The 12,841-nt window shown below is 65.1% G+C and carries 14 protein-coding genes; 9 read left to right on the forward strand and 5 right to left on the reverse strand.

The features are described from left to right. Positions 1 to 231: 231 nt before the first annotated feature. Both purU and C167_RS0118150 read left to right on the forward strand, forming a co-directional pair. Positions 232 to 1,083: a formyltetrahydrofolate deformylase gene (purU, locus tag C167_RS0118145; protein ID WP_017519713.1), complete on the forward strand. Its 852-nt coding sequence runs from the start codon at positions 232 to 234 to the stop codon at positions 1,081 to 1,083. 80 nt (positions 1,084 to 1,163) lie between these two features. Then, positions 1,164 to 1,349 carry a hypothetical protein gene (locus C167_RS0118150; protein WP_017519714.1) on the forward strand — a complete coding sequence of 62 codons (186 nt, stop codon included), beginning with the start codon at positions 1,164 to 1,166 and terminating at the stop codon, positions 1,347 to 1,349. A 3-nt stretch (positions 1,350 to 1,352) separates the two neighbouring features. Here the strand turns inward: C167_RS0118150 and C167_RS0118155 are convergent, their stop codons facing one another. The 3 genes from C167_RS0118155 to upp all read right to left on the reverse strand — a co-directional run bounded on the left by C167_RS0118155 (position 1,353) and on the right by upp (position 4,455). Next, positions 1,353 to 2,351, reverse strand: a complete 999-nt coding sequence (locus tag C167_RS0118155; RefSeq protein WP_017519715.1) for a lysylphosphatidylglycerol synthase transmembrane domain-containing protein — start codon at positions 2,349 to 2,351, stop codon at positions 1,353 to 1,355. Positions 2,352 to 2,511: 160 nt separating this feature from the next. Then, positions 2,512 to 3,813, reverse strand: coding sequence for a uracil-xanthine permease family protein (locus C167_RS0118160; RefSeq protein WP_017519716.1), 1,302 nt, complete (start codon positions 3,811 to 3,813; stop codon positions 2,512 to 2,514). A 3-nt stretch (positions 3,814 to 3,816) separates the two neighbouring features. Further along, on the reverse strand, positions 3,817 to 4,455 hold the full coding sequence (gene upp, locus C167_RS0118165; RefSeq protein WP_017519717.1) for a uracil phosphoribosyltransferase: 639 nt from the start codon (positions 4,453 to 4,455) through the stop codon (positions 3,817 to 3,819). A 155-nt stretch (positions 4,456 to 4,610) separates the two neighbouring features. Between upp and C167_RS0118170 the strand changes: the two genes are divergently transcribed. From C167_RS0118170 to C167_RS0118180, 3 genes are all read left to right on the forward strand, one after another. Next, a complete protein-coding gene (locus tag C167_RS0118170; RefSeq protein WP_017519718.1) occupies positions 4,611 to 5,168 on the forward strand; it encodes a hypoxanthine-guanine phosphoribosyltransferase in 558 nt (185 codons plus the stop codon). Positions 5,169 to 5,170: 2 nt separating this feature from the next. Next, a complete protein-coding gene (locus C167_RS0118175) occupies positions 5,171 to 5,647 on the forward strand; it encodes a WbuC family cupin fold metalloprotein (RefSeq protein ID WP_017519719.1) in 477 nt (158 codons plus the stop codon). Between the two features lie 213 nt (positions 5,648 to 5,860). Continuing rightward, positions 5,861 to 7,285, forward strand: coding sequence for an aldehyde dehydrogenase family protein (locus tag C167_RS0118180; protein WP_017519720.1), 1,425 nt, complete (start codon positions 5,861 to 5,863; stop codon positions 7,283 to 7,285). On the opposite strand, the gene C167_RS0118185 is transcribed toward C167_RS0118180, so the two are convergent. After that, positions 7,269 to 8,186 (reverse strand): LysR family transcriptional regulator, encoded by a 918-nt coding sequence (locus C167_RS0118185; protein ID WP_017519721.1) that lies wholly within the window; start codon positions 8,184 to 8,186, stop codon positions 7,269 to 7,271. The two genes, C167_RS0118180 and C167_RS0118185, sit on opposite strands and share 17 nt — an antisense overlap. A 142-nt stretch (positions 8,187 to 8,328) precedes the next feature. On the opposite strand from C167_RS0118185, the gene C167_RS0118190 reads away from it, so the two are divergent. The 3 genes from C167_RS0118190 (at position 8,329) to C167_RS0118200 (ending at position 9,857) form a co-directional block, all read left to right on the forward strand. After that, positions 8,329 to 8,823, forward strand: coding sequence for a hypothetical protein (locus tag C167_RS0118190; protein WP_017519722.1), 495 nt, complete (start codon positions 8,329 to 8,331; stop codon positions 8,821 to 8,823). A 98-nt stretch (positions 8,824 to 8,921) separates the two neighbouring features. Further along, positions 8,922 to 9,209 (forward strand): PA4642 family protein, encoded by a 288-nt coding sequence (locus tag C167_RS0118195; protein WP_017519723.1) that lies wholly within the window; start codon positions 8,922 to 8,924, stop codon positions 9,207 to 9,209. Between the two features lie 246 nt (positions 9,210 to 9,455). Further along, positions 9,456 to 9,857 carry a VOC family protein gene (locus C167_RS0118200; protein ID WP_017519724.1) on the forward strand — a complete coding sequence of 134 codons (402 nt, stop codon included), beginning with the start codon at positions 9,456 to 9,458 and terminating at the stop codon, positions 9,855 to 9,857. Between the two features lie 63 nt (positions 9,858 to 9,920). Here the strand turns inward: C167_RS0118200 and mqo are convergent, their stop codons facing one another. Continuing rightward, on the reverse strand, positions 9,921 to 11,414 hold the full coding sequence (gene mqo / locus C167_RS0118205; RefSeq protein ID WP_017519725.1) for a malate dehydrogenase (quinone): 1,494 nt from the start codon (positions 11,412 to 11,414) through the stop codon (positions 9,921 to 9,923). An 800-nt stretch (positions 11,415 to 12,214) separates the two neighbouring features. Here mqo and C167_RS0118210 point away from each other — a divergent pair. After that, entirely contained in the window at positions 12,215 to 12,802 is a 588-nt protein-coding gene (locus C167_RS0118210) for a YajG family lipoprotein (RefSeq protein ID WP_017519726.1), read from the forward strand. The last annotated feature ends 39 nt before the right edge of the window (positions 12,803 to 12,841 follow it).

Genomic DNA, 12,841 nt, shown 5'->3' on the forward strand with positions numbered 1-12,841 from the left:
GGTGGCGGAAAGTTTGTAGTAGACATAATAGTCAGCGAAGTTGTTCAAGTAAATGCTTGGGAAAAGTTTTGTGAGTAATTGTCCACTTATTTAAATAATTCATTCGCAGGTAATTATTCGGCGCACTGCGCAGCGCTGAACTGACTCTCGTCGGCGCACCGCGGCAATGGCTGATCTTTTCCCCGGCAGTCGCTAGAATGGCCGCCTTCGCGATGTATCTGGAGTACACCCATGCGCACTTTCCGACTGGTGATCGCCTGCCCCGACGGGGTTGGCATCGTCGCCAAGGTGAGTAATTTCCTGGCCACTTACAACGGCTGGATCACCGAGGCCAGTCACCATTCCGACAACGACAACGGCTGGTTCTTCATGCGACACGAGATTCGTGCCGACTCCCTGCCGTTCGACATCGATGGTTTCCGCCAGGCCTTCGCCCCGATTGCCCGTGAGTTCTCCATGGAGTGGCGCATCACCGACTCCTCGGTGAAGAAGCGCGTCGTACTGATGGCCAGCCGCGAGTCGCATTGCCTGGCCGACCTGCTGCACCGCTGGCACAGCGGCGAGCTGGACTGCGAGATCCCCTGTGTGATCGCCAACCACGATGACCTGCGCAGCATGGTGGAATGGCACGGCATTCCGTACTTCCATGTCCCGGTGGACCCGAAGAACAAGCAGCCGGCTTTCGAGCAGGTCTCGCGGCTGATCGACGAGCATCAGGCCGACAACGTGGTGCTGGCGCGCTACATGCAGATCCTGCCGCCGGACCTGTGCCAGAAGTATCGCCACCAGGTGATCAACATCCACCACAGCTTCCTGCCGTCCTTCGTCGGCGCCAAGCCGTACCACCAGGCCTCGCTGCGCGGCGTGAAGCTGATCGGCGCGACCTGCCACTACGTCACCGAGGAACTGGACGCCGGCCCGATCATCGAGCAGGACGTGGTGCGCATCAGCCACCGCGACAACATCGAAGACCTGGTGCGCCTGGGCAAGGACGTGGAGAAGCTGGTGCTGGCCCGCGGCCTGCGCTACCACCTGGAAGACCGCGTGCTGGTGCACGACAACAAGACCGTGGTGTTCGACTGATCCTCTCGTTCCAGACTGGGTACTGCGCAGGCTTCCGCCGTCATCGGCGGCGGACGCTGCGCTCAAAGGAGATGGCCGACATGAGCGACCCGAAGAACCCCGGCACCGCCAACCCGCCGCCCACCCTGGGCGAAGGCTGTACCCGCCGCTACGATCCCGACGCGCTGAGCGACGAGGACGGCACCGAGTTTCCCGGCGCCGCCGAGCTCTGGGATTCGCTCAAAGGCGAGGCGCCATCCGAGGATGATACGACCTCCGGCGACTGAGCCTCAGGCGCGTTCGCGCATCCCGATCAGCTTGCGCAGCAGGGGCCGGCCCGCCATCAGGGCGAACACCGGCGCGCCCATCACCAGGTAGAAGTAGTAGGTCACCACGCGCCAGATCAGGATGGCCGCGGCCGCCGTGGACTTGCCCACCAGCGGGGCGAGCAGCGCGGCGCTGGTCAACTCCGTACCACCAGCGCCCCCGGGCAGCAGCGTCGCCAGGCCCGCCGCCAGTGACAGCAACTGGATCAGGAAAGCCCAGGCCCAGTGCAGGTCCACGCCCAGTGCTTTCAAGGTGATATAGAGCACCGAGAAGCGCAGGATCCAGTGGCAGCAGGTAAAGAAGAAGATCAGCAGCAGCCGGCGCTTGGGCTGGAGCAGGCAGCTCACCAGGGTGTCGCGGAAGTGCAGGGCCTTGCGCGCCCAGTGCAGGCGCGTGCGTGGCTTCATCCCCAGGCGCTTGAACAATCGGCCGTTGGCCTTGATCACCCGGCGCTGGAAGCGCGCCAGCAGCACCACGCCGAAGAAGATTCCGCCCAGCAGCACGCCGCTGGTGATCAGCGAGGTCTCCAGGTTCGGGCTGACGCTGTGGGACAGCGCCCAGACCAGCACCGCCGCCAGCGCGCAGAGGAAGAACAGCAGATCGCTCAACTGGTCCACCGCGAAGATCGCGCTGCTGTGTGCCGGGCGCATGCCGTGGCGTGCCAGCAGGGCCATCAGGGTCAGCGGGCCGCCGGTGCCGCCGGGGGTGGCGTAGAAGGCGAACTCGGAGGCCATGATGATGCCCACCGAGCGCGCCTTGCCGATCTCGCCTGCGCGGCCGTTGAGCAGCACCCGCAGCTTCTGAGCATTGATCAGCCAGCACAGGCAGATCATGCCGAACATGATCAGCAACTGGTCGCGGGGAAAGGCGAGGACATGCGCCAGCATTTCGCGCCCGCCCAGCGCCAGCGGAATCAGCGAGGCGCCTATCAGGCCGAGCAACAGCCACCAGGCACGGCTCACGGGCGCACCTGCGAGGGTAAAAACGGAACGAGCGAGGCGAAGCGGATGGGCAGAGCCTCCGGTCGGAATCGAACTGTCATGCTGAGTGGACCGTGATCGGCATGTGGCGTTCGCCCAACTTTCCGTGGGAGAAGCGCCGCCTTGCGGCGGCGCCGCTGCCTCACTCGGCGGGCTTCTCGGCGGGCGACTCACCGGCGCCTTGCTCCAGCGCCTTGTTTTCCCAGCCTTCCTCGCCCGGAAGGATCAGGTTCAGCAGGATGGCGACAATGGCGCACAGGGCGATGCCCTTGAGGCCGAAATCGTCCGGGCCGGTGCCGGTGCCGATCAGCACGCCGCCGATGCCGAACACCAGGGTGACCGAGACGATGCACAGGTTGCGCGCCTGGGACAGGTCCACCTTGTGGCGGATCAGGGTGTTCATGCCCACCGAGGCGATGGTGCCGAACAGCAGGCAGAGGATGCCGCCCATCACCGGTACCGGAATGCTCTGCAGGATGGCGCCGAACTTGCCGATGAAGGCCAGGCCGATGGCGAACACCGCCGCCCAGGTCATGATCTTCGGGTTGTAGTTCTTGGTCAGCATCACCGCGCCGGTCACTTCCGCGTAGGTGGTGTTCGGCGGGCCGCCGAACAGGCCGGCGGCGGAGGTGGCGATGCCGTCGCCCAGCAGGGTGCGGTGCAGGCCCGGGGTCTTCAGGTAGTTCTTGCCGGTCACGCCGCCCACGGCGATGACACCGCCGATGTGCTCGATGGCCGGAGCCAGCGCCACCGGGACGATGAACAGGATGGCCTGCCAGTTGAATTCCGGCGCGGTGAACTTCGGCAGCTCCAGCCAGGGTGCGGCGACGATCTTCGCCACGTCGACCACGCCGTAGGCGAAGGACAGGCCGTAGCCCACCAGCACGCCGGCGATGATCGGCACCAGGCGCAACATGCCCTTGCCGAACACCGCGACGATCAGGGTGGTCAGCAGGGCCGGCATGGAGATGAACATGGCGGTCTTGTAGGGGATCAGTTCGGTGCCGTCACCGGCCTTGCCCATGGCCATGTTGGCGGCGATAGGCGCCATGGCCAGGCCGATGGAGATGATCACCGGGCCGATGACCACCGGCGGCAGCAGGCGGTCGATGAAGCCGGTGCCCTTGACCTTCACCGCCAGGCCCAGGAAGGTGTAGACGAAACCCGCGGCCACCACGCCGCCCATGGTCGCGGCCAGGCCGAACTGACCCTTGGCGAGGATGATCGGGGTGATGAAGGCGAAGCTGGAGGCCAGGAACACGGGCACCTGGCGGCCGGTGACGATCTGGAACATCAGGGTGCCGAAGCCAGCGGTGAACAGCGCGACGTTCGGGTCCAGGCCGGTGATCAGCGGCATCAGCACCAGCGCGCCGAAGGCCACGAAGAGCATCTGTGCGCCAGAAATGACCTGGCGCCACAGCGGTTCGTTGAATTCATCGGCCATCGATCAGGTTTCCTTCTGCTTGGTGCCGAAGATCTTGTCACCGGCATCGCCCAGGCCCGGCATGATGTAGCCGTTCTCGTTCAGACACTGGTCGATCGATGCGGTCAGGATGAGCACGTCCGGATGCGCATCGTTGACTGCCTTGATGCCCTCGGGCGCGGCCACCAGCACCATCGCGCGGATGTCCTTGCTGCCGGCTTTCTTGAGCAGGTTGATGGTGGCGACCATGGAGCCGCCGGTGGCCAGCATCGGGTCGATGATCAGCGAGCGGCGCTCGGCAATGTCCGGCGCGAGTTTTTCCAGGTAGGTGTGCGCTTCGAGGGTTTCCTCGTTGCGCGCGACCCCGACGGCGCTGACCTTGGCGCCCGGAATCAGGCTGAGCACGCCGTCGAGCATGCCGATGCCGGCGCGCAGGATCGGTACCACGGTGATCTTCTTGCCGGCGATCTTCTCCACCTGCACGGGGCCGGCCCAGCCTTCGATCTCGTAGTTCTCCAGCGGCAGGTCCTTGGTCGCCTCGTAGGTGAGCAGGGCGCCTACTTCCTGGGCCAGCTCGCGGAAATTCTTGGTACTGATATCGTGACGGCGCATCAGTCCGATCTTGTGGCGGATCAGGGGATGGCGGATCTCGAGGACGGGCATGGACGGGTTCTCCGGGCGGGGCTGGCAAAAAAATTGCGGTAGCGTAATGCATCCTAGCTATCTTGGGCCACGATTGTCGGCGACATTCGTCCGCTGACCCTTGCTCCACGGCACGCCGATAGGTACCTTTGCGCACTTTTTCACGGGAGAACCCCATGTCCGTCGATCTCGCGCACATCCGCCAAGTCATGGCCGAAGCCGACTGCCTGTACACCAACGCCGAGGTAGAGGCCGCCATCGCCCGTGTGGCCGAGGCCATCAACGGCTCCCTGGCCGACACCAATCCGGTGGTGTTCTGCGTGATGAACGGCGGCCTGATCTTCTCCGGCAAGCTGCTGCCCCTGCTGAATTTCCCGCTGGAAGCCTCCTACCTGCATGCGACCCGTTACCGCAACGAGACCACCGGTGGCGAGCTGTTCTGGAAGGCCAAGCCGGAAATCTCCTTCATCGACCGCGAAGTGCTGATCATCGACGACATCCTCGACGAAGGGCACACCCTCTCGGCGATCATGGATTTCTGCAAGCACGCCGGCGCCAAGCGCGTGCACACCGCCGTGCTGATCGACAAAGATCACGACCGCAAGGCCCGTCCGGACCTGAAGGCCGACTACGTGGGCCTGTCCTGCATCGACCGCTACATCTTCGGTTACGGCATGGACTACAAGGGTTACTGGCGCAACGCTGCCGGCATCTTCGCCGTCAAAGGCCTGTGACGATGAGCGGGCCGCGTTTTCTCGACAGCGTGCTGTTCGACGAGGTCGCAGCCCGTGCCGCCGCCAGCCCCCGGCGCCGGCAGAACCACAACTTCCATGAGCAGACCGAGCCCTGCCATCGCCTGCTCAATGCACTGCAGCCGGACAGCTACATCCCGCCGCACTGCCACCGCCACCCGGACAAGGCCGAAAGCCTGCTGGTGGTGAAGGGCGCGCTGGGGCTGCTGATCTTCTCCGACAGTGGTGAACTGCTGACCACCCGCGTCCTGCGCGCGGGCGGCGAATGCGTCGGCGCCGACCTGCCGCCCGGCACCTTCCACGCCATCGTCGCGCTGGAGCCGGACAGCGTGATGTTCGAGGCCAAGGCTGGCCCCTTCGTGCCGCTGGGCGAGGACGAGCGCGGCCAGTGGGCGCCGCGCGAGGGCGAGCCGGGCGCTGCCGAGTACCTGGCCTGGATGCGCTCCCACTTCCCCGCCTGAACAGGCTCTTCGGCTTTTCGTAGGAGCGAGCTTGCTCGCGAACATCCCGGCGCCGATGGGAATGTCTGGCGCGAAGCGGTTCGCGAGCACGCTCGCTGTTACAGATCCCTGATGCATCTATCTGAATCGATGTATGCATGGGCAAGCGAGCATTTTTTCAAATGCATGCCCCACCTATCCTGCGATCCTCACTGATAGCCGCACGAGGTTCGCATGTCCCGTCTTCTTTATATCGATGGCCAATGGCAGGCCGCCGACAGCGGCGCCGTCCTGCGCCCGATCGCTCCCGCCACCCGTGAGGCGCTGCCGGAAGTCGCCTGCGCCGGTGTGTCCGATGTAGAGCGCGCCGTCGCTGCCGCCAAGCGCGCCTTCGCCGATTGGAAACTGACCAGCGCCGCCCAACGCGCCGGCTACCTGCGCGCCTTCGCCGAGCAGCTCGATGCTCGCCGTGAAGCGCTGATCACCCTGCAGATGCAGGCCAGCGGCAAGCCGCGCCTGGAAGCCGAGATCGACATCGGCGACGCCATTGCCACCTTCGCCTACTACGCCGAACTGGCCGACCAGCTGGACGCCCGGCAGAACGCCGAAGTCGCCCTGCCGGACGCCGGCTACCGTTCGCAGACCCGCTTCGAGCCCATCGGCGTGGTCGGCCTGATCGTGCCGTGGAACTTCCCGCTGGTGACCAGCGCCTGGAAAGTCGCGCCGGCACTGGCGGCGGGCTGTACCGTGGTGCTCAAGCCCTCGGAAATCACCCCGCTGATCGAGCTGGTGCTGGGCGAGATCGCCGACGCCATCGGCCTGCCGGCCGGCGTGCTGAACCTGGTGCCGGGCCTGGCCGATGCCGGTGCTGCCCTGTGCAGCCATCCGGGCATCGCCAAGCTGTCCTTCACCGGCAGCAACGTGGTTGGCCGCAAGGTCATGGAAGCCGCTGCAGCGCGCACCCTGCCGGTGGGCCTGGAGCTGGGCGGCAAGTCGCCGATCCTGGTATTCGAGGACTGCGACCTGGACGAAGCCGTGCAGTGGATCATCGCCGGCGTCTACTGGAACGCCGGGCAGATGTGCTCCGCCACCTCGCGCCTGCTGGTGCAGCAATCCATCGCCGAGCCGCTGCTGGCGAAGCTGAAGGAGGCGGTGGAAGGCCTGCGCGTCGGCGATTCGCTGCTGGGCGAGACCGACATGGGGCCGATGACCAGCGAAGCGCAGTACCGCAAGGTGCTCGACTACTTCGCGGTCGCCCGCGACGAAGGCCTGGCCTGCCTGACTGGCGGCGAAGCGACCGAGGGCTGGTTCATCCAGCCGACCGTGTACACCGACGTACCGGCGGACAGCCGCCTGTGGCGCGAGGAAATCTTTGGCCCGGTGCTGTGCGTGCGCACTTTCAGTGATGAAGCCGATGCCCTGCGCCAGGCCAACGACAGCGATTTCGCCCTGGCCGCCACCGTGTGCAGCGCCGATCTCGAGCGCGCCCAGCGTGTGGCCGAGTGCCTGGAGGCTGGCAACGTCTGGCTGAACTCGCCGCAAGTGGTCTTCCCGCAGACCTCCTGGGGCGGCGGCAAGCGCAGCGGCATCGGCCGCGAGCTGGGCCCGTGGGGGCTGTCGGCGTTCTTCGACATCAAGCACATCACCGCGCCGCGCTGACCGGTGACACCCCGTGCTCCAGGCGCAGGTCTTCGACCAGCGCCTGGAGCGCTTCGTTGTGCCCCGGCTCGTCGCGCACCACCAGGCTGTGGGTGATGCCGTAGCCGAGGCTGTCCGGCAGCAGCGCGCGCATCTCGCCCTGCTGCACCCAGCGTTCGGCGTAATGGGTCGGCAGGTAGCCCAGGTGGGTTCCGGCGCGCACCGCATGGAGCACGGCTTCCATGTGCTGGGCGAAGGCCGTGCTGCGTTGCGGGTCGGCCGGCAACTGCACGTCGGCGATCGCATAGCCATGCTGGATCCAGTCGCAGCTTTCCAGCTCTCCCGCGTCCTTCACTGGCTTGTCGAACAACGGATGCTCGCGCCCGCAGAACACCGCTACCCGCTCGTGGTACAGCGGCTCGTAGCGCAGGTTCGGCAGGCGCCGGCTGAAGCAGGCAATGGCCAGGTGCAGGCGGCAGCTGAGTACCAGGCGTTCCAGTTCGCTGGAGGATTCGATGAGGAAATGCAGACGCACGTCCTGGTCGCGGCGGTTGAAGCGCGCCAGGGTCTGGTGGATGCGTGCGTCGGGGAGGGTGGCGATATTGTCGGCCAGGCCCAGGTGCAGTTCGCCGACCAGTCGCCCGGCGAGGGATTGCACCTGGTCGCGGAAGTCGCCCAGCGCGGCGAACAGGTTCTGCGCGTAGTCCAGCACCCGCTCGCCTTTCTCGGTCAGTCGAAAGCCGCTCTTGCCGCGTTCGCACAGGCGATAGCCCAGGCGCGTCTCCAGGCTGGCGATGTGCGTGCTGATGGTCGACTGGCCCATGCCCAGTTCGCCCTGTGCGGCGGAGAATCCCCCGCAGCGCACCACGCAGGCGAAGATGCGCAGCAGGCGCAGGTCGAGGTCGGAGACGTTGTGCAGCATGGCGGCTTTCGATTCGTGAATGGCGATGTATTGGGGGTGTTGCTTTGAAGGCTATCAATGTATCGCCCAGCTTGCCATGAGCGCCTGTCGTGGCGCTTCGGGTGCGTGCTAGAGTGCCCGGCCCTGTCCCGCGGAGGTGATGATGTCCGTTCGCATACCCGGCGCCTTGCTGGCGCTGTTGTTCTGCCTTCCGCTCGGTGTTGCTGCAGAGGCTGGTGCCGCACCGATGCACAGCCAGTTCCTGCCGCCGGACGACGCCGGCCTGCGCCAGGGCGAGCCAGAGCAGCAGCAACTGCTGCAGGTCACCGAATACAGTGTGGTGCTGGGGAACCAGCGCCAATCCAACCAGCAGCCCATTCCGATCACTACGCCCGCGCTGCTGCGCCTCAAGGGCAAGCCGCTGAACAAGGGGGCGCAGATCAGCCAGGTGGTGATCAGCTTCGACGGTGAGGGCAAGAGCCTGAAGAAGCCGGTCTACGACGAGAAGACCCGCGTGCTCAGCCTGTACTACCCGCAGGCGGCTTATCCACCGTTGCTCGACCTGTTGCGCAACGGCACCGTCTACGTGCAGTTCCTCACCTACGGCAACGGCCATATCTGGGCCGACCTGCACACCGGCGCGGTGCGTGCGCGTTGAGCCGCGCCCGGCGCGGGGGTAAACTGCCCGACCCGTGGTGCCCGGCCTGAGCCGCTGCCGGCCGCGATTCCCGAGACAGCCGTAGAGAGAAGCGAGCGATGCGTAAAGACAAGAAGCAGGTGATTGGCGAAGAGATCAACGACGACGCCATCAAGCTGTTCCTCGACGTGGAACCGGCCGACGACACCCCGGCGTCCCTGCACAAGCTGGTCAAGGCCTACCGCGGCCTGCGCATCGACGACTTCGAGCGCTTCGTCGGTTTCTTTGTCGAAGCCGGCTACGACCTGTCCGCCAAGGATGCCCAGGGCCAGGATTTCATCGCCCTGATCCAGGATCAGCGCCAGGCCGAGCCCTACATCGAAGTGATCAAGGCAGCCCGCGGCTGATCGCATCAATGCGCTGAAGAGCCCGCCTTGTGCGGGCTTTTTCGTTTCTGCTGAGTGGCTGGCTCCAGTCCCGTAGGAGCGGACCTTGTCCGCGAATTGGTCCGATTCACGCCGGGTCGTTCAGGGCGCACCGGTCGGGATTTCGCGGACAAGGTCCGCTCCTACGGTCCGCGCTTCGCGCCCCTATCCCTGATTCCCCGCCTAGACTTCTCCTCACAACGATAACGACAAGGCGAGGACGAAGCCGTGCACGTACAGCCCTATCTGTTTTTCCATGGTCGCGCCGATGAGGCCATTGCCTTCTACCAACACGCGGTGGGGGCTCAGCTGGGCGCGCTGATGCGCTTTGAGGAAGCGCCGGGCCCCGCACCGGTACCCGATGGCTGGCTGGACAAGGTGATGCACGCCAGCCTGCAGATCGGCGAGACGGAAATCTTCCTGTCCGATGGCCGCGGCGAGCATAACGCCGCTTTCAATGGTTTCTCTCTGCACCTGACGTTGCGCAGCGTGGTGGCGGCGGAGCAGGCGTTTGCCGCATTGGCGGAGGAGGGACGGGTGGATATGCCGCTGGAAAAGACCTTCTGGGCGCAGCGCTTCGGCATGCTCACCGACCGCTTCGGCGTTGGCTGGATGGTCAGCTGTCACTGAGCCGCGCCGAACGCGGAAACGAAAAAGCCCGCCGGATGGCGGGCCTTTTCATGGGTGCAGCACTCAGGACGCGGCGACGATCTGCAGACGGTCGGCGGTCATCTGGTTGACTTCGCGATAGGTCGCGGCGTCGGTTTCCAGCTGCTTCTCGCGGGCCGGGAAGATCTCCTTGAGCTTCGCGGTCCACTCGGCCGATTTGTAGCGCTCGGGGAAGCAGCGCTCCAGCAGGCCCAGCATGATCGAGACGGTGACCGAGGCACCCGGCGATGCGCCGAGCAGGGCGGCGATGCTGCCGTCCTGGGCCGCCACCAGTTCGGTACCGAACTGCAGGATGCCGCCTTTCTTCGGGTCTTTCTTGATGATCTGCACACGCTGGCCGGCGGTTTCGAGGCGCCAGTCGGCCGGGTTCAGCTCCGGGTAGAACTTGCGCAGGGCTTCGATGCGCTGGTCCATGGACTGCATGACTTCTTTCACCAGGTAGCGGGTGAGGTCCATGTTGTCGCGGGCCACGGCGAGCATCGGCAGCAGGTTGCTGGTGCGCACCGAGAGCGGCAGGTCGAGGAAGGAACCGTGGCGCAGGAATTTGGTGGAGAAGCCGGCGTAGGGGCCGAACAGCAGCGAGGTCTTGCCCTCGACCACGCGGGTGTCCAGGTGCGGCACGGACATCGGCGGGGCGCCCACTTCGGCCTGGCTGTAGACCTTGGCCTGGTGCTGCTTGACCACTTCCGGGTTGTCGCAGCGCAGCCACTGGCCGCTCACCGGGAAGCCGCCGAAGCCTTTGCTTTCCGGGATGCCGGACATCTGCAGCAGCGGCAGTGCGCCGCCGCCGGCGCCGAGGAAGACAAACTTCGCCTTGACCTTGCGCGCATCGCCGGTCTGGGTGTTCTTGATGTCCACCAGCCAGCCGTCGCCGGAGCGTTCGAGGCCCACGACCTTCTGGAAGTAACGGACTTCGCTGCCTTCGCGGCTGGAGAGGTAGCCCAGCAGCTGGTTGGTCAGGGCGCCGAAGTTGACGTCGGTGCCGCTTTCCACACGGGTCATCGCGACCTGCTCGTCGGCCGGACGACCGGGCATGGTCAGCGGGGCCCAGTCGGCGATCTTCGCGCGGTCCTCGGTGTATTCCATCGAGGAGAAGGCGTGGTGCTGGCTGAGCAGCTCGAAGCGCTTCTTCAGGAAGGGAATGTCCTTGCCACGCACGAAGCTCATGTGCGGAACGGGGTTGATGAAGTTGCGCGGTGCGCCGAAGGCGTCCTTCCCGGTCAGGTAGGCCCAGAACTGCTTGGACACTTCGAACTGGGCGTTGATGTTCACCGCCTTCTTGATGTCGATCGAGCCGTCGGCCGCCTGCGGTGTGTAGTTCAGCTCGCAGAGGCCGGCGTGACCGGTGCCGGCGTTGTTCCACGGGTTGGAACTCTCGATGGCTCCGGACTCCTGCAGTTCGACGATCTCGAGCTTCACGCCCGGATCGACTTCCTTGAGCAGGACAGCCAGGGTTGCGCTCATGATGCCGGCGCCGACCAGCAGCACGTCCATCGATTCGATTTCGTTCTGCGCCATTAACGCGTCTCCAAAACTATCAGCAGCCAGTTGTGACAGGGGGCTTTCGCTCAGGTGCGTAAAAATTGCCTGTCCGAATTCTTCTCAGGTCGCAAAGGACCTTTCGCGGATGTCGCGGGCCGTGGGCAGAGGAGGGAAATGCGCTCCTTCTCGGCAGTCCATGGCGGAACAGTTCATCCGCAAGTGCATGCGAAAGTGGCGCTTACGCGCGGCTTCCGGTGCCGAAAAAGCGATTCAGTGCTGCGGGGTCAGACGTCAATGGTGCTACCAACGCAAAACTCTTCATTGCTCGCCACACTCTCGTGAAGTAGTGAAAAACCTTCGATCACGCTCTTTTGGAGGCGTGAAGCTCAAAGGGGATCGTCGTCGCGGGCCGGTCCGGTCTCCGTGCGGAGGGGGCGGCTGCATCCTTGCCAAGTTCTGCGCAACGAACGTACAAAGCGCGACGGCCAGTGACCGAGGCGAGTGGCGACTCTCTTTGAGGGGTGGCAGAGGCGAGACACGGTGTGTCGGCATCGTGCGGGGCCCGACCAGGAGGCGTCCTTATAATCGGGGGGCGATTATAACGGCGAAACACAAAAAAAAGCTCTGTACCTTAGACTTTTTTCCTAGTGTGTACCCCTTGATTGGCCATGTGTAACCCTCCTGCTACGTCTGCTCCGCACAGGGGGCAAGGCGGCTTATCGACGCGCAGTGAGGGAACCCTGAGAACGGGTTCCGCGTCCAATGGCCAAGCGCTATCTGACCGCGCTGCCCGCCGGTATACTGCCGGCCATCGCTTACCCCATGGAGAGATGAGCATGCTGCCTCGCCTGTTGCTCGGCTTTATTGCTGCCGCCAGCCTGACCTTGACCGGCTGCGCCCTCAGCCCGCAACAACTCAATCCGACGCCCGAGTTCAAGGGCCCGGTCGCCGCCGTTGGCCAGGGCCAGCCGGTGGTGGTGAAAGTCGTCGACGGTCGTCCGAGCACCGCGCTGGGTACCCGTGGCGGCCTGTATTCGGAAACCAGCCAGCTGACCGTGCGCAGCGAAGACGTCATCCCCAAGCTGCAGCTGCAGGCTGAGACCGCCGTGCGCCTGCTGGGCTTCACCCCGTCGGCCAACGCCTACAACGCGCCGCAACTGACCCTGACCCTGGCCGAACTGAAGTACCAGTCGCCCAAGGAAGGCATGTATGTCACCGAGGCCGACATTGGCGCCACTTTCCGCGCCGACGTGCAGAGCGGCACCCGCCGCTACAGCGGCCGCTACGGCGCCTCGACCAACCAGCGCTTCGGCATGGCCCCCAACCAGGCGACCAACACCAAGCTGGTGAGCGAAGTGCTCAGCGACGCGCTGACCCGCGTGTTCAAGGACCCGACCATCGGCCAGACGCTGAACCAGCGCTGAGCGAAGGGGAAATGAAGAAGCCCGCCGGAAGGCGGGCTT

Source organism: Pseudomonas nitroreducens TX1 (genome assembly GCF_000313755.1).
In the GTDB taxonomy this organism is placed as follows: domain Bacteria; phylum Pseudomonadota; class Gammaproteobacteria; order Pseudomonadales; family Pseudomonadaceae; genus Pseudomonas; species Pseudomonas nitroreducens_A.